19 protein-coding genes are annotated in these 22,785 nt (G+C 59.8%); 12 read left to right on the forward strand and 7 right to left on the reverse strand.

Annotation, left to right across the window (positions count from 1 at the left end):
• The first annotated feature begins 72 nt into the window (after window positions 1-72).
• The 6 genes from PY793_RS00910 to PY793_RS00935 are packed head-to-tail and all read left to right on the forward strand — an operon-like array spanning window position 73 to window position 6,500.
• The gene (locus tag PY793_RS00910; protein ID WP_275176255.1) at window positions 73-1,749 is read left to right on the forward strand and encodes a hypothetical protein; all 1,677 of its coding nucleotides are present in this window, start codon (window positions 73-75) and stop codon (window positions 1,747-1,749) included.
• On the forward strand, window positions 1,746-2,759 hold the full coding sequence (locus PY793_RS00915; protein WP_275176256.1) for a hypothetical protein: 1,014 nt from the start codon (window positions 1,746-1,748) through the stop codon (window positions 2,757-2,759). The genes PY793_RS00910 and PY793_RS00915 overlap by 4 nt, the downstream gene beginning before the upstream one ends.
• Window positions 2,756-3,340 (forward strand): hypothetical protein, encoded by a 585-nt coding sequence (locus tag PY793_RS00920; RefSeq protein ID WP_275176257.1) that lies wholly within the window; start codon window positions 2,756-2,758, stop codon window positions 3,338-3,340. Before PY793_RS00915 ends, PY793_RS00920 begins: the two co-directional genes overlap by 4 nt.
• Window positions 3,337-4,470, forward strand: coding sequence for a hypothetical protein (locus tag PY793_RS00925; protein WP_275176258.1), 1,134 nt, complete (start codon window positions 3,337-3,339; stop codon window positions 4,468-4,470). The genes PY793_RS00920 and PY793_RS00925 overlap by 4 nt, the downstream gene beginning before the upstream one ends.
• Window positions 4,470-5,966: an NADH-quinone oxidoreductase subunit D-related protein gene (locus tag PY793_RS00930; protein ID WP_275176259.1), complete on the forward strand. Its 1,497-nt coding sequence runs from the start codon at window positions 4,470-4,472 to the stop codon at window positions 5,964-5,966. Before PY793_RS00925 ends, PY793_RS00930 begins: the two co-directional genes overlap by 1 nt.
• A 36-nt stretch (window positions 5,967-6,002) precedes the next feature.
• On the forward strand, window positions 6,003-6,500 hold the full coding sequence (locus PY793_RS00935) for an NADH-quinone oxidoreductase subunit B family protein (RefSeq protein ID WP_275176261.1): 498 nt from the start codon (window positions 6,003-6,005) through the stop codon (window positions 6,498-6,500).
• On the opposite strand, the gene PY793_RS00940 is transcribed toward PY793_RS00935, so the two are convergent.
• The 6 genes from PY793_RS00940 to aroB form a co-directional block, all read right to left on the reverse strand.
• Complete coding sequence (locus PY793_RS00940; protein WP_408744639.1) at window positions 6,489-7,379, reverse strand: CDP-alcohol phosphatidyltransferase family protein; 891 nt, start codon at window positions 7,377-7,379, stop codon at window positions 6,489-6,491. The genes PY793_RS00935 and PY793_RS00940 overlap by 12 nt on opposite strands.
• Window positions 7,380-7,386: 7 nt before the next feature.
• The gene (locus tag PY793_RS00945; protein WP_275176262.1) at window positions 7,387-8,076 is read right to left on the reverse strand and encodes a phosphatidylserine decarboxylase; all 690 of its coding nucleotides are present in this window, start codon (window positions 8,074-8,076) and stop codon (window positions 7,387-7,389) included.
• A 93-nt stretch (window positions 8,077-8,169) separates the two neighbouring features.
• Window positions 8,170-10,815: an alanine--tRNA ligase gene (gene alaS, locus PY793_RS00950; RefSeq protein ID WP_275176263.1), complete on the reverse strand. Its 2,646-nt coding sequence runs from the start codon at window positions 10,813-10,815 to the stop codon at window positions 8,170-8,172.
• 153 nt (window positions 10,816-10,968) lie between these two features.
• Entirely contained in the window at window positions 10,969-11,466 is a 498-nt protein-coding gene (locus PY793_RS00955) for a GtrA family protein (RefSeq protein WP_275176264.1), read from the reverse strand.
• Between the two features lie 393 nt (window positions 11,467-11,859).
• Window positions 11,860-12,948, reverse strand: a complete 1,089-nt coding sequence (locus PY793_RS00960) for an OmpA family protein (protein ID WP_275176265.1) — start codon at window positions 12,946-12,948, stop codon at window positions 11,860-11,862.
• A 348-nt stretch (window positions 12,949-13,296) separates the two neighbouring features.
• Window positions 13,297-15,027, reverse strand: a complete 1,731-nt coding sequence (gene aroB / locus PY793_RS00965) for a 3-dehydroquinate synthase (protein ID WP_275176266.1) — start codon at window positions 15,025-15,027, stop codon at window positions 13,297-13,299.
• A gap of 65 nt (window positions 15,028-15,092) precedes the next feature.
• Between aroB and PY793_RS00970 the strand changes: the two genes are divergently transcribed.
• From PY793_RS00970 to PY793_RS00980, 3 genes are all read left to right on the forward strand, one after another.
• The gene (locus PY793_RS00970; protein WP_275176267.1) at window positions 15,093-15,353 is read left to right on the forward strand and encodes a hypothetical protein; all 261 of its coding nucleotides are present in this window, start codon (window positions 15,093-15,095) and stop codon (window positions 15,351-15,353) included.
• Window positions 15,350-16,282 carry a tyrosine recombinase gene (locus tag PY793_RS00975; RefSeq protein WP_275176268.1) on the forward strand — a complete coding sequence of 311 codons (933 nt, stop codon included), beginning with the start codon at window positions 15,350-15,352 and terminating at the stop codon, window positions 16,280-16,282. The genes PY793_RS00970 and PY793_RS00975 overlap by 4 nt, the downstream gene beginning before the upstream one ends.
• Window positions 16,283-16,364: 82 nt before the next feature.
• Entirely contained in the window at window positions 16,365-17,321 is a 957-nt protein-coding gene (locus PY793_RS00980) for an acetyl-CoA carboxylase carboxyltransferase subunit alpha (protein WP_275176269.1), read from the forward strand.
• Between the two features lie 60 nt (window positions 17,322-17,381).
• On the opposite strand, the gene PY793_RS00985 is transcribed toward PY793_RS00980, so the two are convergent.
• The gene (locus PY793_RS00985) at window positions 17,382-18,134 is read right to left on the reverse strand and encodes a competence/damage-inducible protein A (RefSeq protein WP_275176270.1); all 753 of its coding nucleotides are present in this window, start codon (window positions 18,132-18,134) and stop codon (window positions 17,382-17,384) included.
• A 155-nt stretch (window positions 18,135-18,289) separates the two neighbouring features.
• On the opposite strand from PY793_RS00985, the gene PY793_RS00990 reads away from it, so the two are divergent.
• From PY793_RS00990 to PY793_RS01000, 3 genes are read left to right on the forward strand one after another with little or no spacing between them, the layout of a single operon-like run.
• Window positions 18,290-19,909, forward strand: a complete 1,620-nt coding sequence (locus PY793_RS00990) for a lysine--tRNA ligase (protein WP_275176271.1) — start codon at window positions 18,290-18,292, stop codon at window positions 19,907-19,909.
• Window positions 19,910-19,925: 16 nt separating this feature from the next.
• A complete protein-coding gene (locus PY793_RS00995; RefSeq protein ID WP_275176272.1) occupies window positions 19,926-21,992 on the forward strand; it encodes a lysylphosphatidylglycerol synthase domain-containing protein in 2,067 nt (688 codons plus the stop codon).
• A 48-nt stretch (window positions 21,993-22,040) separates the two neighbouring features.
• Window positions 22,041-22,781: a MarC family protein gene (locus PY793_RS01000; protein ID WP_275176273.1), complete on the forward strand. Its 741-nt coding sequence runs from the start codon at window positions 22,041-22,043 to the stop codon at window positions 22,779-22,781.
• The last annotated feature ends 4 nt before the right edge of the window (window positions 22,782-22,785 follow it).

The raw sequence follows: 22,785 nt of genomic DNA on the forward strand, positions 1-22,785 counted from the left end.
TCGTGTTCATAGGTTTTGGGGCTGGGTTCCATTCTTCTCACGTGTGTTCTTTGTGGTCTGCTTCTGGTGCTGATGGCGCTGGGTGCTGTTGCTGCGCTGCCGGATAACGTCCTGCGCGGTATGGCATTCTGGCGGACCGAAATATTGGTGGCACTCTGGGGGATTGCCGGTGTGACCGCCCTGACAGGTGCCGCCTTTCGTGTTGAAGGGGAGTTCGGGTGGTTTCCCGTGTTCGGGGCGGATGGGCCGTCCCTGCCCATGCTGGCCATTCTGGCCTGTGTGGGGGGGCTGGTTGGCCGCGGACGGGCGGGTGTGGCCTGCGTGCTGGCCTGTCTGGGTGTTCTGGCCCTCTCGCCTCTGGTGTTTGGCCTTTTTACGGGTACGGCCCTTGTGCTGCTGGCAGGGCAGGGCAAGCGCGGGCTGTGCCTGCCTTTTGCCGTGCTGCCAGCCTGTATTCCAGCCGATAGCAGCCTGTCCGTACCGTTGCTGGGGGTTATGGTCCTGCTTGTGGGGTGGGCCATTGCCGTGCAGCGTGGGCCATTGGGTGTTCTGCCCGCCTGTATTGGCCTGTTTTTGCTAGGGCGCTTGCTGGCCGAGGTCGGGGAACTGCCTCTGCTCTCCCAGGGGGTGCTGCTGGTCTGCGGAGGGGTAGTGGCGTGTGCGGGGCTTGCGCAGGCCATGCGTGGCCAGCAGGCTACGGCCCTTGTGGCGGGGGTAGCGGCCTGCTGGTACGGCATGCTTGTACTGGCGCTTGTGCTGGCCCTCTCCTCCCCTCTGGGTGGGGCGGATACGTTTCGTACGACCGTGGTGCTGGGCATGGGCGCACCTGCTGTGGCGCTGCTGGGCGTGCTCTGGGTGGTTCAGCGTAGCGAGGCAAGCCGGAGCGGCATATTCCATACCCCTACGGTGCGGTGCCTGCTGGGTGTGGTGCTGGCCCAGTGTTCGGTTTTACCGCCATGTGGTGGGTTTTCGGTCCTGTGGGCGGCTCTGGCGGGAGGCAGCTATTCGGTCGAGGCCACACAGCCGGTCGTGGCGCTGCTGGCGGTTATGCTGGTGGTATTTTTTGTCACTCTTGGGGTGGTGTTGAGCGCTGCTCTGGTGCGTGTGGGCCTGCTGCTTCTGTCTGCTCCACAGGATATGCCTGATACACCACCCGCCATGGTCCTGCCCCTGTGGGTATGTGCGGTGCTGAGCAGTATTCTGGCTTTTTTGCCGGGAATCTGGCTGTTTGTGGCGGACCATCTGGTTGTGGGCCCACCCTTGCCGCCCGTAACATGGCAGGACATGACAACAGTGCATTTTGCCGGGCATGCCGCCCGTTTGACGCCACTGCTGGTTTTGCTGGGACTGGCGCTGGTGCTGCTTGCTACGGGTCTTCTGGTCCGGATGTTTGGTTTTATGCCATTTGTTCCCGCTCCCCGGCAGGTTGCAGCATGGCGCCAGGGAGCCCCGGTATACGAAATGCTCCCCGACCGGAATGACCCCGCACCTGCGGTGGAAGGCTGTCATGGAGGAGGCATGTTGCCTTTGTGGTCAGCATGGTGCGGGTTTTTTACCACGCCTGCGGCGGTCCCGGTCCTGCGTATACCGGGGGCGGGGGGTATTTTGTCCCGTCGTGGAAAAATTTTCTGGCGTTATGCGCGGCGGTGTCTGTTTGTAGGCATAAGCTGGTGCGAAGCGCAGGGTATGATCCTTATCCTGCTCCTTATGGGAGTGGGGCTGCTGGCAGGGCTGTTTGTGGGTAAATGACACATTCCATCCCCTGGGGCTGGGGCCTCCTCTTTTTGCTGCTTCTCGAGCTGCAGACACTGGTTATGGTGTTTGTAGCCCCCTGGCTGAGCGGGCTTGTCGGGCGGGTGGCGGGTCGCCTGTCGGGCGTATCGGCTTTTCCGGTCATGGGGCGCTGGCAGGATATATGGCACCAGTTCCATCGGCCCCGCTTGCCGCAGGAGGGTGCACAGTTGGCTGGCATTGCCTGTGCGGCGGCGCTGGTGCTGGCTGTTCTGGGCTGTGCGCTGGTTCCGGTATTTACACTTGCGGTTCCGGGTTTTCCCGCACCGGGGTTGCTGCTGATCTGCTGCGTGCTGGTTATGGCGCTGATGTTCCTGAACATTCCCTGTGTGCTGGGTGGTGGTCTGGGGGCGGTGCAGGGCGCTCGTGGCATGCTGGGCGCGTTTTTGTTGCTGCCCGCACTGGTGCCGGTTTTTCTGCTCTGTGGCGCACGTGATTTTTCGGTTTTTCTGGCCACGGTACACGGGCTTTCCCCCTTGACCGATGGTGCCCCCTTTGTGCTGGCCGGGGTGGCCCTGTTTTTGGTGCCCGCATTGGCGTGGCCTGTGCAGGACGGACAGCTTGCCCTGCTGGCCGGGCCGGAGCGGGCCATGTGGCTCTGGGCGGCGGACTGTGTACAAATGGCGTGGGTTGTGCTCGCACTCGATACGGCATGGCCGGGCAGTCTTGCCATGCCCGATGATGGGGGTATGGAACCGTGGCTGAGCCAGTGCATGCTCGGTTTTGGTCTGTGGGGTGCAAAGCTGCTGCTGGCTGCGATGCTGCTTGCATTGCTCCGGCTGGTTGTGCTGCCTCCGCTACGGCGCGCTCGGGTGCGGCTGGTAAGTATTTTTCTGCTCGGAGTTCTGGCCTTGCAGGTAACCTGGTCCGTTCACCCCTTTCTGGCCGAGCGGGAGGATACCAGCATGTCTGCTGTTTTGCAGGATAATGCTCAGGCTTCCGTCGCCGGTATGGAGGAAGCGCCATGACGCTGGTTGCCATTCTTGTGCCGATGGTGGCCTTGTGTGTTGTGGCGCGCGGAGTTGGTTTTCTGCTACCTGCCGGGGTGGTGACCGCGCTGGCCATGCTGGTGGATGGGCTTGCTCCGATGCAGGAGGTCGGGGCCGCGCTGGCCTTGCTGTTTGCAGCCTTGCCGCCGTTTTTTTTAACCCGCTACCAGCATGATGCCACACACGAACGCACAGGGGTCGCCGTGCCGTTTTTTGCACTGGCGCTTATGGTTCTGCTGCTGCTGGCCTGTGGTCGCGCGGGCAGTACTGTTTTCCCCGCCGGGTTGTGTACCATGGTGGCCGGGCTTGTGGCCGTTGTGTGCCGCCAGAGCATGGTCTGGCAATGGGCGGGGCTTTTAACCTGTATTGAAGGCGTTCTGCTGTCTGCCGTATTGGATCACCAGCCTGTGGTGCTGGGTGTTGCGGCTCTGGCGGGGGTGGTGGCGCTGCTGCTTGGGGGTATGTGTATTCACCGGATTATGCCGCGTGTTGTGCCAGTGCGTGCCGCTGGCCAGCGGAACAGGCGCACGGAGCAGCCGGGCGGAGGGGCAGGCGCATGAGCGCTGGCGTGGAAGCCGCGGTTTTTTTGGCCGCACTGGCGTTTGTGTGGCCCTTTATTGGCGCTCTGGTCGTGGCCGCATTACCCGTTGCCCATAGCCGCGAAGCAGCCATATGGATGGCTGCCATTGGCTGCGTGCTTACGGTTGTTGTGTTCATGTTCTCCTCGGCTGGGAATGGCCCCAGCGGGTGGGATGATGATCCGGTGCAAAGGGCGGGTCGGGTCATGCTCGCATTCGGCCTGCTGTTGCTGGTGCTGGAAAACGGTCCCCAGTCCGACCGCCTGTTGCGCAGCCTGCCGCATGTCTGCACCGCTCTGGCGGGGCTTGCGTGTGTTGCCCCCCAGCCCGCCGTAGGGCTGGGTATTCTGGAGCTGGCTCTGGCGTGGGGAGTGTTTGTTTTCACGCGTCCGGCCGGGCAGGCCAAAACCGGGTGGGGCTTAATCCGCACCGGGTCGGTGGGAACGGTTCTTGTGCTGTCGGGTTTGTTATTGCCTCAGGGGAGTACGGTTTCAGGCCTGATGATGGCATGTGGCCTTGTTATTTTAACCGGACTTGCCCCGTTTGGTCAGTTCTGGCGGGATGAGAACGGGAGCTTCCTGTTCCTTCCGTTTGCAGGGGCTTCCATCCTGCTGGCCATGCGGCTGCGTGGGCATGGCGGCGCTGCGTTTGAAATGGCTCTGGTGGCAGCGGGTCTTATTTCGGTCTGGTTAACGGCCGGTGCTGGCCGTGCGGGGGACAGGCAGAGGCTGTTCCGCACATTTCCTTCAGCGCTGGCGCTTATGGCCGTTGGCGTGGAGGCGGATGTTGCGGCTTTGCTGTTCCTGTGCGGCTGGTGCCTGGCGGGGGGGAACCGCAGTGGGCGCGGCTGGGCGATTAATGTTCTGGCCTGTTTTCCCCCCGGTGCGCCGTTTGTGGGGTGCCTGCTTCTTCTCTCTGTTATGACCGACTGGGCCTGGCCTGTTGCGGTGCTGACCGTGTGTGGCATTCTGGCTGCCGTGCTGCGTGCCGTGCCAGACAGGGAGGCCGCCCGCCTGTTCTGGCCAGATGACATGGCCGGGCGCGTGGCGTGCTCGGTGCTGACCGTTATGGGCTTTCTGGTGCCACTGGCCATGATGCTGGGAGCATTCTGATGGATGTCGCCACGCTGATTTACGCAGGCGAACAGACCTCCACCCCATGGCGCTTCCGGCTGGATGAACTGGCCTGGCGCGATATGGTGGACCTGCTCGGGGATGATGACCTGCCTTTCGTCGGGCTATGGTGCGATGGGGTGGATGTGCACGCTCTGTTCTTGCCCGATGGACATCCGCTGGCTGCAACGCTGGCATTGGAAGGGGGGCGCTATCCTGCGCTTTCCCCCGCACGGGTTGCGGCCAGTCTGTATGAACGGGCGATCTATGACCTGTTTGGAGCAGAAGCCATGTGGGCGGTGGATGTGCGCCCCCTGCTTGATCATGATGTGTGGTCTGCTTCTTCCCCACTTTCTGCCGCCCCCGGTCGGGGGGGGCAGCGCAAGGGGCTTGTGGCGTTTCAGCCGTCTGATGTCATGGCAGAGGCTACAGGGCGGGTGGAAGAGTGTGGCCCTGCAACGGGCAGTCTGGCTCCGCCATTTTATACACGGCTTGTCCTGTCCAACACGCTTGTCGCTCATGCGGAAACACAGACAGGCTATGCCCACCGGGGTATTGCGGGGCGCTCGCGGCATGCGCGGGTGGAGGATGTCTGTCGGCTGAGCAGCCGGGTTGCTGCTGGCAGTTCCGTGGCGCATCAGGTTGCGTTCTGTCAGGCGGTGGAAAATGCCTGCGATTCGCATGTCGGAACCGAAGTGGCGCTCCTGCGCGTGACCTTGCTGGAAATGGAGCGTCTGTTCCAGCATCTGTATACTCTGGCCGGTATGGCGCGGCTGGCCGGTGCACAGCTTGTAGCGTCGCACTGTATGGCGCTGCGGGAAAAACTGGTGGCCGAGGCCGCCCCCATAACCGGGTCGCGACTGCTGATGGATGTTTGTATCCCCGGTGGCCTGTCCGTGCGGGAAGCAACACAGATGGGAAATCTGTGCGCCAGATTGTACGGGCTGGGGCAGAAGGCTTATCCGCAACTTGTGCTTTTATGGCGTGAATATCCCGGTCTTTCTGCCCTGCTGGGCAGCGTGGGGCGCATTCAGGCAGATGATCTGGAGCGGGTCGGGCTGGATGGCCCGGTCGCACGGGCCGCAGGCTGGGACTGCGATGGCAGGCGCATGATGCCAGCATATGACGGGCTGTGGCGTTATACATCGGGTAGGCAGAACGGCACCGCGGAAGACCGCGCCCTGCTGTTGCTGGACGAGATGGAGGAAAGCCTGCGGATGCTGGACCTCGCCTCGACCCGTATCGGTTTGAATGCTGGTGGTACAGTCCCCCTGTCCATGCGGGATGGAGAGGGAACGGGGCTGGTGGAAGGACCGTGGGGAGGGGTGCTGTACTGGGTGCGTCTGGCCCATGGTCGTGTGGCAGAGGCTTTTTGCCGTAAGCCTGAAACCTCGGCCCTGCTGGTGTTCGAACAGGCTCTGCCCAACCATGCGGCGGAGGATACCGCGTTACTGGCCTGTTCACTGGGTATGAACGCAGCAGCGCTGGATGGTTAGGGAAGCAGGCATGAGCGGGTACAAGGCGGGGTGGTCATGGGGCTGATCCGCGCAGTCATGAATACGGTGTTCTGGAAAGAACGGCAAAAGCGCAAACCACTTGGCCCACGTTGGCCTTTGCTGCTTTTTCATGTGGATACGGGGGGATGTGGTGGTTGTGGCATGGAGCTACAGGCCATGACCTGTCTGCCATACGACATGCAGGGAGCAGGGTTCGGGTTTGTAAACTCCCCCCGCTCGGCAGATGTGCTGCTGGTCACAGGAGCCTTGACCCGCACCATGGCCCCCGTTTTGCAGGCAGCGTGGGAGGCCATGCCAAACCCCAAAGGTATTATCAGTATTGGAACCTGCGCGCTGGATGGCGGCGTGTTTAGCGAAAATTACGCCGTTATGGGGGGGCTGGAGCGGCGTGTGTCGGTTGATCTGGCCATTACGGGCTGCCCGCCCAGCCCGCAGGAAATCCTGAACGGGCTATGCACCCTGCTCGGGAGTGCCGCACAGGGTGGACAAAAAGAAACACCCTCAAGGGGATGAAGGTGTTTCCGTATCACCATTATGCAGGTCTTCGGCCGCTTTTTTCAGTTTGAGAAAACTGCGGCGGCTCAGGGGGAGCAGCACCATATAGATGACACCCGCCGCAGCCAGTGCGGCCCATGGGTCCGCAACCAGCACCACTGCGTAAATGCCTGTTCCCAGCATAAGGGGGAGCACAAACTGGGCGGGAACCTTGAAGTTTTTAAAGGACCAGACGGGAAGGGTAGAGACCAGCAGCAGGGCCGTGCTGGTCAAGGTAAAGTCTGGCAGCCAGGGCATGCGGGTCAGGTTGTAAAGCCAGTCTATACCCAGTTTTTGCGCTTCCAGCCCCAAAAAGAGCGGGAAAAGTGCAAGCCCGGCACCAGCTGGTGCTGGCACGCCGGTAAAAAAATTGCTGGCATATTTGGGTTTGAGTTCTTCCCCGTCCAGATTGGCGTTAAAGCGCGCCAGCCTGAGCGCCATACAGACTGTAAAGAGCAGGCAGGGCAGAAAAGCGTAGCGGTTACTATCCTTGATCGCCCAGAAATACAGCAGGAACGAAGGCGCAACCCCAAAGCAGAGAAAGTCGGAAAGACTGTCAAACTCCGCGCCAAAGCGTGTCGCCCCGCGCAGCATGCGGGCGATGCGCCCGTCCAGTCCATCTATAAAGGCGGAAATGAGCAGAGCTGCGGCAGCCGCCTGAAAGCGCCCTTCAATGGCAAAGCGCATGCCCATCAGGCCCGCGCAAAGCCCCAGCATTGTCAGAATGTTGGGGATCAGGCGGTTAAAGGAAGGGCCTCGGCTTTTGTTGCGCACACGCCGTTTGCGGTGGCGCGGGCGCGGGGCATCCTTCTGCTCGGTCAGGACCACTGAAGGAGGCGTTGGTGTGGGGAGTGTCACGGGCTTGTCAGAGACGCGCCATGACGGTCTCGCCGCCAACCATGGTCTGACCAACAGCGACCAGTGGTTCAACACCCTGCGGCAGATACAGGTCAGTGCGTGACCCAAAGCGGATCAGGCCGAAGCGTTCGCCTGCTTCCACTTTTGTACCTTCGTTGACGGAGCACACAATCCGGCGTGCAACAAGCCCTGCAATCTGCACCACGGCCAGCATGCGACCATCTGGCAGGGTCAGGCTGAGTGCATTGCGTTCATTCTGCTCGGATGCCTTGTCCAGACTTGCGTTCAGGAACAGGCCCGGATGGTAGGCAATACGGGTGACTGTTCCTGCTGCGGGCATGCGGTTTATGTGCACATCCAGAACGGACAGGAAGGTGGCAATCCGCCACACCGGGGTTTCGCCCATGCCGAGTTCTCTGGGGGGCGCAATTTTTTCAATGGACACAATATGCCCATCCGCAGGTGCGACCGCCACATCGCTGCGGGCAGGCGCGATCCGCTCCGGATCACGGAAAAAATAGAGGCAGAAGCCAAAAAAGCCGGTGCTGGCGTGGCCAAGCAGGCGCAACCTAGGGCAGCGCAGCTTGCGGCCAAGCAGGTAGGATACGGCGGACAGCGCACCCGACGCCAGCAAAAACGGGCGAGCTTCCGGGTGGGGGCGTGCAACAACGAGTTTAAGGGATGCAAGTAAAGACATAACGCAATCCTTACGCCAAAGGCGCATCAAAGGGAAGCAGCGGGACAGGGAGAGCACAGTCTGCTCCGCTGCTTCGTTTGCAGGGCGTCTGTGTCAGACGGTTTCTTTCAGCACATCGCGTACGGCGGCAAAGGCCGCATCTGCTGCCGTGCCATCCGGCCCACCTGCCTGCGCCATGTCCGGACGGCCACCACCACCTTTGCCACCCATGGCTATGCTGGCGGCCTTGACCAGAGCAACGGCGTTTACCTTTTCGGTCAGGGCCGAAGCTACAGCAGCCACAACACTACCTTTGCCCTCGGCGCAGGAAATCAGGACCACAACATCGGCTTCGCCCTGTTTGAGAATGGTCTCTGCCAGCCCTTTCAGTTCACGCGCGGGGGTTTCGCCCACATTGCGCGTGGCCAGACGGGCAGCCCCCACTTTTTCCACGCCAGCAGCGGCAACGCTGCCCGTGGCCATCTGGCGTTGCAGACCGGCAATCTGGCGTTCCATGGCCTTGCGTTCTTCCAGCAGGGAGGCCAGTCGTTCGGGGGCATCGGCCACGCTCACCTTCATCATGCTGGCAAGCTGGAGCAGCCTCTGCTCGTTTGCAGCAGTCAGGGATTCGGCCGCCTTGCCCGCCACGGCTTCGATACGCCGCACACCGGCGGAAACGCCGTTTTCGGCAACAATGCGGAACTGCCCGATATCCCCCGTGCGGCTGACATGGGTGCCACCACACAGTTCCATGGACCACGCACCCTTGCCATCTTCAGCCGGACCCATGGTCACAACGCGTACCTCGTCGCCATATTTTTCACCAAACAGGGCGGTAGCCCCTTCGGCAATGGCTTCTTCGGGGGTCATGGAGCGGGTGGTTACGGCTGCATTCTGGCGGATACGGTGGTTAACTTCGGCTTCGATGTCTGCCAGCTCTTCCGCCGTAATCGGGCGTGGCTGGCTGACGTCAAAGCGCAGGCGGTCTGGAGTGTTCAGGCTGCCTTTTTGCGCCACATGGGCACCAAGGCGGCGGCGCAGGGCTTCGTGTAGCAGATGGGTGGCCGAGTGATGGGCACGTATGGCCGAACGGCGGTCATGGTCTACGGTAGCGGTTACAGCCGTGCCGGGTCTGAGCGTCCCTTCGGTGACCGTGCCATAATGCACGATCAGGTCGCCTGCTTTTTTCTGTGTATCGCGTATGGCGATCTTCAGACCTTTGGCAGTCAAAAAGCCTGTATCGCCCGCCTGACCGCCACTTTCACCGTAGAAGGGGGTCTGGTTGAGCAGTATGGCAACTTCCTGCCCGACTGTTGCTTCGGGCACGAACGCATTGCCTGCAACAAGGGCCAGGACCTCGCCATCGGCCTGTTCGGTGGAATAGCCAAGAAACTCGGACGCGCCAAACCTGTCACGCGCTTCGAACCAGATGGTTTCGACCGCCGTATCGCCAGACCCGGTCCAGGCTGCGCGGGCACGCTGGCGCTGGATGGTCATGGCGTCATCAAAGCCTTTTACATCCACATCATGACCGCTGCCACGCAGGGCATCCTGCGTCAGGTCCAGCGGAAAGCCAAATGTGTCATACAGGCGGAAAGCCACATCGCCGGGGAGAGGTGCGCCGGAGGCAAGCTTGCCCTTTTCGTCATCCAGCAGGTGCAGGCCGCGGTCGAGCATGGCTTTAAAGCGTTCTTCCTCTCCGCGCATGGTTTCGCGGATCAGGGCTTCCCCATGTACCAGTTCAGGGTAGGCCGAACCCATCTGCTGGATAAGTGCTGGCAGCAGTTTGTAAAACACCGGGTCCGTGGTGCCCATCATGTGCAAATGGCGCATGGCGCGACGCATGATCCGGCGCAGCACGTAGCCGCGTCCATCCTTGGAGGGCAGAACGCCATCGGCAATAAGAAACGCGGTGGACCGCAGGTGGTCGGCCACAACGCGGTGGCTGGCCTTAAAGGGGCCGTTTACAGCCTGATGCGTCAGTTCCGACGATGCGTTGATAAGCGATACAAACGTGTCCGTATCGTAGTTGTCGCGCTTGCCCTGCATGATGGCGGCAAAGCGTTCCAACCCCAGACCCGTATCAATGGAAGGGCGGGGCAGGGGGGAGCGTGTGCCCGGCGGGTCTTCGAAATACTGCATGAACACGAGGTTCCAGATTTCGACAAACCGATCACCATCTTCATCGGGGGAGCCGGGCGGGCCGCCGGGAACATCGGGGCCGTGATCATAAAAAATCTCGGAGCAGGGGCCGCAGGGGCCGGTATCACCCATCCGCCAGAAGTTATCGGAAGTGGGAATACGGATAATGCGGCTGTCATCCAGCCCGGCAATGGAGCGCCACAGACCGGCGGCCTCTTCATCCTCGGCAAAGACGGTCACAAGCAGCTTGTCCGGGGAAATGCCGAAACCTTTGGTAATCAGGTTCCACGCCAGTTCTATGGCCTGCGGCTTGAAATAATCCCCGAAGGAAAAATTCCCCATCATTTCAAAGAACGTATGGTGCCGGGCCGTGTAGCCAACGTTATCCAGATCGTTATGCTTGCCGCCTGCGCGCACAACCTTCTGTGCGGTCGTTGCGCGGGAGTAGGGGCGTGTTTCCTGCCCGGTAAACACGTTTTTAAACTGGACCATCCCTGCGTTGGTAAACAGCAGGGTTGGGTCGTTGCTCGGCACTAGGGACGAGGAGGGGACGATCTGGTGGCCCTTGCTGGCAAAATAGTCCAGAAAAGCGGTGCGGATTTCATTTGTTGTCAGCATGGCGTGAGGCAGCAAAGTCCTGAAACTGGTTGAGCGCGTAAGACCTTCCCACGGAGCGATGGACGATGCTTACGGCCGGGTGATACGCGCAGTATTCTCTTAAACCTGTGGGTAAATGTAGCGCACCCTGTGCTTCTCTGAAAGAGGGCAGGATTATGGCTCTGCGTTGTGTGTGGGGTCGGCGGCGGGGAACTGTACGGTCATTTCTGCAAGTTCGAGTGCCGAGGCGGGCGGTTTTTCGCGAAAAACCAGCTTTTGCGTCAGACTGAAGTTGGCGAATAACCCTGCAAAACTGCCGCAGGTCAGTGCCAGAACAGGGTAATGGACGCAAAGTGGAAAGACATAAAACAGCGTATAGACTGTTCCACGGTTCAGAAAAAACCCCAGACTGTTGGCGGAAAGGAATCGCAGCCATTGCAGGACCGGATGATCGTGGCGACCAACGCTACGGAATGTCCATAAACTGTTCAGAATCCAGTTGAGCGTTGCGGCAATAAAATAAGCAACCAGTGTTGCTGCGGTTAACCCGATAACGGGGAGCAGGGCATAAACAGATACTGTATCCCACAGAAAACCAAGGCTGCCGACAACGCAGAATTTAAAAAAGCGTGAAAGGCGTGGGGGTGGTCTGAACGGAAGAACTGAACGCATATCCTGCAAAAGTCAGAAAAAAATGATCAGGGCAAGATATAAAAAGCGGAGAGGCTTGGATATCCTGCCTTAGTCCTGTTCTGGGAACCCTCTGGGGCAGTCATAATGGCCCGCTTTGGGGATAATCCTTTTCCTTTGGCGCGTGTGTTCTGTGCGTATGCGGGTCTATTGGGAGCCGTGGGCAGTAGGGGTGTGATGGATATGCAACAGGCTATGATAGCGTATGTTTGGAAATACGTTACTTTTTAACCAGCACAGATATTCAGCCATATCCCGGTTTTGTTCTTGGCAATAAGCAGCAATGCAAAAAATGTAGAGAATAAAATTCCATAAAAAAAAGAGGCACCCGAAGGTGCCTCCCTTTTTGTTCCGAGGTAACCCGGAGCAGACCGATTAGTGGAGGATAATTTCCACGCGGCGGTTCTGCGGTTCGCGAGTGTTCGGGCCGGTCGGCACCAGCGGATGGGCTTCACCATAACCGTGGATGTCGATGGCAGCAGCCGGAACGCCGTCATGAACCAGCTCGGCCTTCACGCTTTCAGCACGACGCAGGGACAGGCCCAGGTTGTACTTTTCGCCGCGCGGGCCAGGGTGAGCTGCGGAGTTATCGGTATAACCGTTAACTTCGATGCGGGTGGTCTGAACGTGGGTGGAAGCCTGAGCAGCTTCAGCCACAATCTGACGAGCCCGTGCGCTCAGGACAGACTTATCCCAGTCGAAGAACACGAGGTAGGAACGTGCTGGCAGCGGAGCCGGAGCAGCAACGATCGGAGCAGCCGGCGGCGGGGGCGGCGGAGCCGTGTCGAACGCATAACGCAGGCCAACCATGAACAGGTGGTTGAAGCGATGGTCAACGCTGGTCTGGTTGCTGCCGGAGCGAACATCGTCGAACTGGCCGTTACGGAAGGAGCCAGGCTGACCGATCATGCGGTACTGCGCGGTTACCTGAAAGCCAGGAATACCCGTGTCGAATGCTGCACCGACGATGGCCTGATAAGCAAAGCCACCTTTTGTGCCACGGTAACCGGGGGCGGAACCAAAGCTCTGGTGTTCCTGCGTCCACAGGTAGCCTGCACCGGCACCGATGAACGGAGTAACGGGCACATTGTTGATGCCGAACTTCGTCAGGTCAAAGTCGTACAGAGCGTTGATGAAACCGCCGTAGGAAGAATCCTTGCCGCGGTTGCGGGTGCCGTTACCCGTGCTGCCGCTCAGGTTGGAGCGCAGGTAGGTGCCTTCCACTTCAGCGCGCAGGCCGTTACCAAAGCCCCAGCCAGCGGAGCCGTAACCGGTCCAGCCGCTTTTGTGGCCGACCTTGTTGCTGCCGCGTTCACTACCACCTTTGGTTTTGAACGTCTGGGTCTGGGTCAGGTCGTAGCCGCCGCCGAGGTCGACATACGGGCCGGTGATGGTGGTGGCGGATGCGGCCGCCGGAGCCGCTGCCATCAGGGTTGTTGCGAGTAACGCCGTGCGGAGACGCATTTTTTGCCCTCAATATTTCATCTAGGTGAGCCTGTTCTACCAATTACTGGCGTCACTGACCACCCGATGCACCAAAAATTCGTATAAAGCGTTCCTCACCCATTCGGGATAAGGCGACGTTTCATACTCTTGTCGACTAAAAGACACAGCAGTGCTTTCGTTGCAACAGATCATTTTGCAGCATGAACATGAACTGGCTGCATGCTGCATTGTAGTTGCTTCGTTTGCTGTGTCCAATAGCTCTGCAACCGCAGATTTAAGCCATGCTCTCGCGCCAGAATAAGGCGGAAATGAGGCTTATTGCAAAAATACAACACCTTAAAAATAAAGTATGCGACTATATGTTTGTCACTCCCGTGCGCCATCGCAGACCAGAACTTTCCTTACTGCATCTGCAGGAACGTCCTGTGTTGTAAAAGCACGACCGATTCCGCGAGCAAGTACAAATGACAGACGTCCATCCTGCATCTTCTTGTCCCGTTGCATGTGGGCCATCAGGTCTTTCACAGCAAAGGTCTGGGACAGGTCCCGGATATGCGCTGGCATGTTCAGGCTTTCCAGATGTTGTGTCACGCGGAGTTGATCCTGCTCCGGGCAAAGTCCGAGCCTGACTGAGAGCATAAAGGCCAGATTCAGCCCGATGGACACGGCCTCACCATGCAGCAGGCGGCCATCGTAGCCAAGTTCGGCCTCCAGCGCGTGACCAAAAGTGTGGCCAAGGTTGAGCAGGGCGCGGCCATCGCTTTTCTGTTCTTCACGTTCATCTGCTGCGACAACCCGGGCCTTGAAGGCGCAGGCCTGTCGCACGGCTTCGGCCAGAGATTCGGGGTTCTGATCCAGAACGGCGGCGCCGTGTTTTTCGCACCAGTCAAAAAGAGCCGGGTCGCCGATCAGGCCGGATTTGACGATTTCAGCATAGCCCGCGACCAGTTCGCGCCGGGGGAGAGTGCTGAGCGTTGTCACATCAGCCAGCACGCACAGGGGCTGATGAAAAGCGCCCAGCAGGTTCTTGCCCCAGCGTGTGTTGATGCCGGTTTTGCCTCCCACGGAAGAATCGACCTGAGAAAGCAGGGTGGTGGGGATTTGCACAAATGGCAGTCCGCGCAGGGTCGTGGCCGCCACAAATCCGGCCAGATCCCCCACGACTCCTCCACCAAGAGCGATGAGTGTTGTCCGCCGTTCCACGCCCTGCTCCAGAATGGCGTCTGTCAGATGCTGGTAAACGGTCAGGCATTTGCTCTGCTCGCCCGGTGTTACGCGCAGGCTGCGGGTGCGCACGCCTGTTTCGTGTAGCGAGTCTTCCAGCTTTTGCAGGTAAAGGGGCGCTACGGTGCTGTCGGTAATGATGATGGCGTTTTTCTGCGGAAGTACCGGAGCCAGCAGCCCGCCCGCCCGGCTGATCAGATCCGTGCCGATCACCACATCGTAAGACGCTCTGGCCAGCGAGACCGGCAGCCGTAGTGGACGGCGGGACAAGGCAAGCGCTTCCATCACGCGGGTTGTGGTGTGTTCCACGTTGTTGTCTCCACAATCGACAATAATCTCGGCTTCTGCATAGACCGGGTGGCGGATGGTCATCAGCCGGTCCAGCACATCTCTGGGGGATGCGGTGTTGAGCAGCGGCCTGTGTGTGCGCCCGGCTACGCGGCGCAGCAGAACGGGCAGAGGGCAACGCAGCCAGACCGAAACCGCCTGCCTGCGCACCAGGGCGCGGGTCTGGGAATCCATGAACGCGCCGCCCCCGGTTGCCAGCACCATGGGGGGGCCTTCAAGCAGACGGCGAATTACCCGGCGTTCGCCATCGCGGAACGCGCTTTCGCCATAAAGCTGGAACACATCGGCAATGGAGCAGCCTGCGGCACGCTCGATTTCAACATCGGCATCAACAAAGGGCAGGCCGAGTCTGGCGGCAAGGTGGCGGCCAACTGTTGTTTTGCCAGCCCCCATAAGGCCGACCAGCACGATACTGCGCCCCGAGGTCATGCCGGTGTTGCTGGGGTTGCGGACAATCCGCTCCAGATCAAGCGGGATAGGTGGCGGGTCTGTGGTTGGGGAGGGGGGAGAGATACGTGATGACATAAAGCCTAGCTTAACATAGAGCAGAAAGAACACACCTATATCTGTTGTAAGGGGAGCCTGCCCGAATGAGCCGTATGGTTCTGATCGTTTTTGCCGTTGTTGTTCTTGGCGCGCTGGGAGGCTTTGCCGCCCTGGGGGTTGCCGGTCGGCCACCCGTGCCACAGCCTGTTCACCATGACCTCCCCTTTGCGGCCGAAGCGGTAGCAACAACTCCCTCGGTTGCCGTACCTCCGGCTCCTGCTGTTCCGGTTGTAACGCCTGTTGTGCCAGCAGCCCCCGCCCGGCTCAGCATTTCTCCCACGGTGCAGGCTCCCGCCCACCGGTGAGTAACGCGGAAGGCTGCGTAGAGCTTTTTCTGGAAATGCAGGCCGCCGAGCGTGCGGCCGCCCCCAATACCCTGCTGGCGTACCAGGCTGATCTCGAGTCCTGTGCGCAGAGTTTGCGGGCCGTGGGGCAGACCCTGCGCACGGCAGATACCGATGGCCTGCGTGGCTGGTTGGCGGACCTGTCCGCGCAGGCGCAGTCGCGGCGTACCGTGGCGCGTCGGCTGTCGTGTATCAGGCAGTTCTACCTGTTTTTACTGCGTGAGGGCGTGCGGGCGGATAACCCGGCCGAACACCTCGATTCCCCCCGTGCAGAGCAGGCGCTGCCGCGTTTTTTGTCCGAATCGGAAGTGCTGGCCCTGCTCGATGCCTGCGTGGAGCCAGAAGGAGCTTCCCTCGCCAAAAAGCGTCGTGCTTTGGTGGCGCGGGCGGCGCTGGAGCTGCTGTATGCGTCGGGGTTGCGGATTTCAGAACTGCTGGTGCTGCCCCGGCAGGCAATGGCGGTGGACCAGCGCATGCTCAGCGTGCGTGGCAAAGGTGGGCGGGAGCGGCTTGTCCCTCTTTCCGATAGCGCACGGCAGGCGGCCAGTGCGCTGGTGCAGGCGGATGCGGGGCTGAATAGTCCCTATCTTTTTCCCGGACGGAACCCCGCACGGGCTATGACCCGGCAGGCTTTTGACCGGATACTGCATGATGTGGGGTTAAAGGCCGGGCTGGAGCCTGCGCGCCTTTCCCCCCATGTGCTGCGCCATTCCTTTGCCACCCACCTGCTTGCGCATGGAGCGGACCTGCGCGCGCTGCAAATGCTGCTGGGCCATGCAGATATTGCGACAACCCAGATTTATACCCACGTGCAGACGGAGCAGTTGCGGCAGGTTGTGGCCGAACATCACCCTCTCTCAGCGTACCAAAACAGGGCTTTGGACGGTTGAGAGCGTAAAAAGCACACCCAGAATACATTTGGTTGCACGAAGTGACTTGGCTTTAAGCGCCATTGTGCTATCGGCTTTGCTCATGCGTCAGTTCCTGGATTTTGAAAAGCCCGTCGCCGAACTTGAGAACAAGATCGACGAGTTGCGGCAGATGACCGACCCCGAAGGGGTCAATATAGAAGAAGAGACGGCCCGCCTTTCCGAGAAGGCGGAAAAGCACCTGCGCACGATCTACGCCAAGCTCACGCCCTGGCAGAAAGTGCAGGTGGCCCGTCATGCCCAGCGTCCGCACACGCAGGACTATATTGGTCGGCTCATAACGGATTTTACGCCGTTGGCGGGTGACCGGCTGTTTGGGGATGACAAGGCCATTATTGGTGGCATTGGCCGTTTTGATGGCCTGCCCGTGATGGTGATCGGGACTGAGCGCGGCTCGGACCTGGAAACCCGGCTCCAGCACAATTTTGGCATGGCCCGCCCAGAAGGCTACCGCAAGGCGCAGCGGCTGATGAAGATGGCTGGCCAGTTCAGGCTGCCGATTCTCACCTTTATTGACACCGCAGGCGCATGGCCGGGTATTGATGCGGAACAGCGTGGACAGGCCGAAGCCATCGCCCGCTCCATTGCGACCTGTTTTGACGTTCCGGTTCCCCTGATCGCTACGGTTATTGGCGAAGGAGGCTCGGGTGGTGCGGTGGCGCTGGGTGCGGGGGATCGGGTTCTTATGCTCGAACACGCCATTTACTCCGTTATCTCGCCCGAGGCCTGTGCCTCCATCCTGTGGCGCGACCCCAAGCAGGCCAGCACGGCGGCGGAAACGCTGCGTCTGACGGCTCAGGACCTCAAGCGTTTTGGCCTGATCGACCAGATCATTCCCGAGCCCGTGGGCGGGGCCCAGCGTGACCCGGCCGCTGCCATGGATGCAGTGCGAGGTGTGCTGGGTGCCATGCTCAAGGATCTGCTGCCGCTGGCTCCGGAAAAGCTGAAGGAACTGCGCCGTGAGAAGTTTCTGGCCATGGGGCGTGAAGCCCTGCACTGAATCATACCATAGCTGACCGTGCTATTCCGGCGCGGTCAGTCTGATATGGATGCAAGCGGATCAGACGGGCGGTTCACCTTCCACGGGTGAGCCGCCTTTTTCGTTAAGCAGGTTGTGAATGGCCTGTGCCGCGTCGTTCACACGCTGCCTGTCCTGGCCTTTGGCAACCAGGGCCACGCCGTGGCCACCCTCACGGTGGAAAGGGTAGGAGCCGATGTCCAGATCGGCAAAGCGCTCCTGTATGGCTTCCAGCCCATCAGCCAGGGTGCCTTCACCCAGCAATGTGGTGTGCCATGTGCGCGAAAAAACAGGCGCACCTTTTTGCAGGGTTGGGGCCAGTTCTTCAAACATGGCGCGCATAATGCGGGGCACCCCGGCCAGCACATGCACATTGCCCATGGTAAAGCCCGGCGCAATGGATACGGGGTTGGCAATGGGGGTTGCCCCTCTGGGCAGTCTGGCCATGCGCTGGCGGGCCGTATTAAAATTTTCCGGTCCAAAGCGTTCTTGCAGCACGGCAAAGGTGGGGGCATGAATTTCCCACGGCACACCAAAGGCTTCAGCCACGCAGGGGGATGTTATGTCATCATGCGTTGGGCCAATGCCCCCGGTTGTAAACACCTCGTCAAAGCGGGCGCGCAACTCCGTGACCGTATTGATGATGGTGGCCTTGATATCGGGGATCACGCGGATCTCGACTAGAGGAATCCCCAGTTCTCCCAGCCGTAGTGCCAGAAACTGGATGTTGTCGTCCCGTGTGCGGCCAGAAAGGATTTCGTTGCCGATAAGAATGAGTGCGGAAGTGCGGCGCATGACTCGGGTTTGACCTTTTGTTCTGGGCTTTTTGACTGCCAGCAAGGATGGAGCGGAGTGTTTGCGGGGTCAATGGGCGTAAAAATTACACCGCGAAGGGTGTCCTGCGCGTTTTTGCATTGACCGGGTGCCACGCAATTCATAGCTTCCCGCGCATGTCAGATAGCCAAACAGTATCCGCTTCCGATCTTCCGCGCGCGTGGCCTTTTGAAGAGGCGCGTAAACTGGCAGATCATGTTGCAACACGTAGCAGCACAGGTGCCGATGAGCGCCCGGCTCTGCTGGAAACCGGGTATGGTCCTTCGGGCCTGCCCCATATCGGTACCTTTGGTGAGGTTGCGCGCACGTCCTGGGTGCGACAGGCCTATACGGCGCTTACGGGCCGCCCATCGCGCCTGCTGGCTTTTTCGGATGACATGGACGCCCTGCGCAAGGTGCCCGATAACGTGCCCCAGCGTGAGATGCTGCAGAACTACATAGGCCAGCCTCTCTCGCGCGTGCCGGACCCGTTTGGCACGCACGAGTCGTTCGCGGCGCATAATAATGCCCGACTCTGCGCGTTTCTGGACAGTTTCGGGTTTGAATACGAATTTGCATCTTCCACCCGGTATTATACCTCTGGGCGGTTTGATGCGGCCTTGCTGCGGGTGCTGGAAGTGCATGACCAGATTCTGGCCGTGATCCTGCCCACGCTGGGGCCGGACCGCCGGGCAACCTATTCGCCCGTTCTGCCGCTGCATCCCCGTACAGGGGAGGTTATGCAGGTTAAAATGGACGCGATCGATGCCGTCGCGGGTACCGTACGCTGGACTGACCCTACAACGGGTGAGGTGTTTGAAACGCCGGTCACAGGTGGCCACGCCAAAATGCAGTGGAAGGCCGACTGGGCCATGCGCTGGTATGCGCTGGGCGTCGATTACGAAATGTCGGGCAAGGATCTGATCGACAGCGTGCGCCTGTCTGGCCGCATCTGTAAAATTCTGGGCGGCACACCGCCTGCGGGTCTGACATACGAACTGTTTCTGGATGAGCAGGGGCAAAAAATCTCCAAGTCCAAGGGGAATGGCCTGTCGGTGGAGGAATGGCTGCGTTACGCCCCACCTGAAAGCCTTGGTCAGTTCATGTTCAACCAGCCGCAGCGGGCCAAACGGCTGTATTTTGATGTGATCCCCAAAACGGCGGATGATTATCTGACCCATGTGGATAAGGCGCGTGCCCTTCAGGCAGAAAACCCGGTGGGGAACGACCTGCGGGCAAACCCTGCATGGTTCATTCACAAAGGCAGTGTGCCCGAGGATGCAGGAAGCCCGGTGCCGTTTGGCATGCTGCTCAATCTGGCCAGCGTTGCCAATGCGGATACGCCCGAAGTGCTGTGGGGCTTTATCCGCCGTTACGATAGTGCTGTGTCACCTCAGACGCATCCCATGCTGGCTGAACTGGTCAAGCACGCCATTGCCTACTACGCGGACTTTGTACGCCCTGCCAAAACCTTCCGTGCACCAACGGAGAAGGAACGCGCAGCACTCGTGGATCTGGCTGAAACTCTGCGTGGGTTTGAAGGGGAATCGGCAGACGCGTCCCTCTTGCAGAATCTGGTGTTTGAAATAGGCAAGCGCCACGGGTTTGAGCCGCTTAGAAGCTGGTTTGGCTGTCTGTACGAAGTGCTGCTCGGGCAACAGGAGGGGCCACGCTTTGGTGGTTTTGTCGCGCTGTATGGTGTGCCCGAAACCATTGCCCTGATAGACGCCGCCCTCTTGCGAGATACGCAGGTTTAAGCAAGGTCTGGCATAGATGACTCAGATGCCCCAGCTCCCCAACCAGCAACCTGACCTGCACGGAAAGGAAAAGGGATGGAAAAAGCGGCTGAGGCATCTTCCCCATCTGGTTGGGCTGTTGCTGATGGTGGTGGCCATTATTGTGGTGCAGCATGAGGTGCGGCACCTGAAAATGGCGGATATCCGTCAGGCCATGGAGGCTATTCCCGCTTTCCAGTTATGGGCGGCTGTCGGGTGTACGCTGCTTTCCTACTTTATCCTGTCTTTTTATGACCGGTTGGCCGCTATTCAGGTCGGGTACGGGCAATTGCCATTCCGCAGAGCGGCGTTTGCGGCTTTCTGCTCCTATGTGCTGTCGCATAATCTGGGTTTTTCGGCGGTTTCTGGGGCGGCGGTCCGGTATCGGCTGTACCGCAACTGGGGCGTTAACGCCTTTGCCATTACCCAGATTATTGCCTTTTGTTCAGCCACCTACCTGCTGGGGGCGGCAGTCCTTATCGGGGCGGTCCTTATTCTGGAGCCTTCGGTGCTGCCCGGTATTGGCAACCGTGTGCCACAGGTGGTTCTGGCCTTTGTGGGCGGGCTGCTGTGGCTGATGGTGGCCGGGTATATCGGGGTGTCTTTCTGGCTGCGTGAATTCCGGTTCCGTAAATGGGTTGTTGCGTTGCCATCCCCCCGCATGGCCTTCATGCAGACCGTGGTGGCCACGGCGGAAGTTGCGGCTACCGCCAGCATTGCCTTTGTGCTGCTGCCCAAAGGGTGCGGGGTGGATTTTGGACCTTTTCTGGCTATTTATATTGCTTCCTACACGGCGGGGCTGGTAGCCAGCGTGCCCGGTGGGTTGGGTGTGTTTGACGGGGCCATGCTGCTGGCGCTCGGTCCTTATATGCCTGCTCCCCAGATTTTGGGCATGGTGCTGATTTTTCGTCTTTTTTACTATATTATTCCCCTTTTTCTGGCTGGTATCATGTTTGCCGGGCATGAACTGTTCCTACGGGGGGATGCGGCTCTTGCCAAAAAGAAAAACCGCAACCGCAGCAAGGATGCACAGGTAGTCCGGCGCAGGCCCAGTCAGGTTGTGCGCGAGAGCGAAGCTGCTTTTTCCGTCGCTGTGGCAACGGGCACTGTCTCGCTATGTGGTGTGCTGCTGCTCAGCCTTGTGCTGATGGAGCCTATGCCCAAGTTTTCCATGCTGCCGGACACGTTTGCAGGGCTTGTGCATGTGGGGGGGAATTATCTGCTCTCCCTTATGGGGGTTGCGCTTATTGGTCTGGCTATTGGTCTTTCCCAGCGGGTAACGCTGGCATGGCGGGGTGCTCTGGGCCTGTTGCTGGTGGCAACGGTCATGACATTCCTGCGCGGGAACACGGTTTTTGTGCCTGTTATGCTTGGATTGTCCGCGCTGTTTATTGCGCCATTCCGGAATTGCTACTATCGCCGGGCCGAACTGCTGAGCGAACCGCTCTCGCGCTCCAATCTTCTGTGCCTGTTACTGCTGTTTGCCTGCATTATTGCGCTGGCCACGCGCAACGCCGGGGCGGGGAGCTGGTGGCAGCTTATTCTGGCATCCCCAACGCATGGGGCCGTGCGCTGGACTGTCGCTCTTGCGGTCCTGCTTGCTCTGGTGGTGCTGGCACGGCTGATGTGGCCTGCCCGTATTCCCATCCAGTCATGGACGCAGGATATGGCCGAGTATTACGGAACGCTCGAACACGCCCTGCCCGGTATTGCGGATATGAAGCCCGAAGGTTTTGTGGAAGGCGAAGCGGGGGATGCGGTTATTCCCTTTATCCGGCGTGGGCATATGCTGGTCGGGCTGGGGGACCCTGCGGGCGGGGAGGATGACAGCATTTCAGCCATCTGGCGGTTGCGTGATCTGGCCTTGCAGCAGGGGTTGAGACTTGCCTTCTGGCAGGTGAGGGATAGTTTTATCCGGATTTACAACGATATCGGGCTGAATGTCTGGCCGCTTGAAGATGGCAGCAATACGCATCTGTGTTACCCGCCGGAGGATATTGCTCTGGTATCGCGTTTTGTAAAAACCTATAAAGCCAGCCGGGACGCAACCCACGTTCCCCTTTGATCGGCTGATGGGCCTGAAGGCGTTTGTTTTGGAGTTCCGGGCAGGATTATGACAGTGCATCTTCCCGAGGTTCTACTCAGTGGCAGTGTGGTCAGGACGGGGATTTCTTCTTTCCTGCTGGCTTTTCCGGCTCTGTTTTCCATTGTTAATCCATTTGGCGCGGCTCTTATTTTTGCTCAGGCGTCCGAGGGCCGTTCGCCGCGTGAGATCATGGCTCTTGCACGGCTTGTCTCTTTTTATTCCTTTGTGCTGATTATTGCTTCCCTCTGGTTTGGCAGCCTCGTACTGGCGTTTTTTGGCGTGACCGTTAATGCCCTGCGTGTGGCAGGTGGTCTGGTTGTGGCCGTGCGGGCGTGGGCCTTGCTGCAAAGCCCTGAAAGTGTGGAAGCGCAGAAGGAAAAACAGGCCCTTCAGGGGGGGCGCACCGTTATGTCGCCCAACTGGGCGGATGCCGCGTTTTTTCCGCTGGCGATGCCGTTTACCGTAGGGCCGGGCACAATTGCCGTGGCCATTGCCCTTGGGTCGGGTTGTCCATCGGGTCAATCCTTCTGGGGGTATTCAGCGGGCACGACTGTAGCGGCCATCTGTGTGGTGCTGATCGTGTGGGCGGCCTATTCCAGCTCGGAAAAACTGGTCTCCATGCTGGGTGTAACCGGCACACGGATTGTCAGCAGGCTGGCGGCACTGGTTCTGCTGTGCATTGGCGTGCAGATTCTGGCCGCAGGTGTGCAGGGCTTTGCAACAGATATGTGGCACAGCCTGCTCAAGGATGTCAGTCACCCTGCGTGAAGTT

The organism is Acetobacter fabarum (genome assembly GCF_029069195.1).
Taxonomy (GTDB): domain Bacteria; phylum Pseudomonadota; class Alphaproteobacteria; order Acetobacterales; family Acetobacteraceae; genus Acetobacter; species Acetobacter fabarum_A.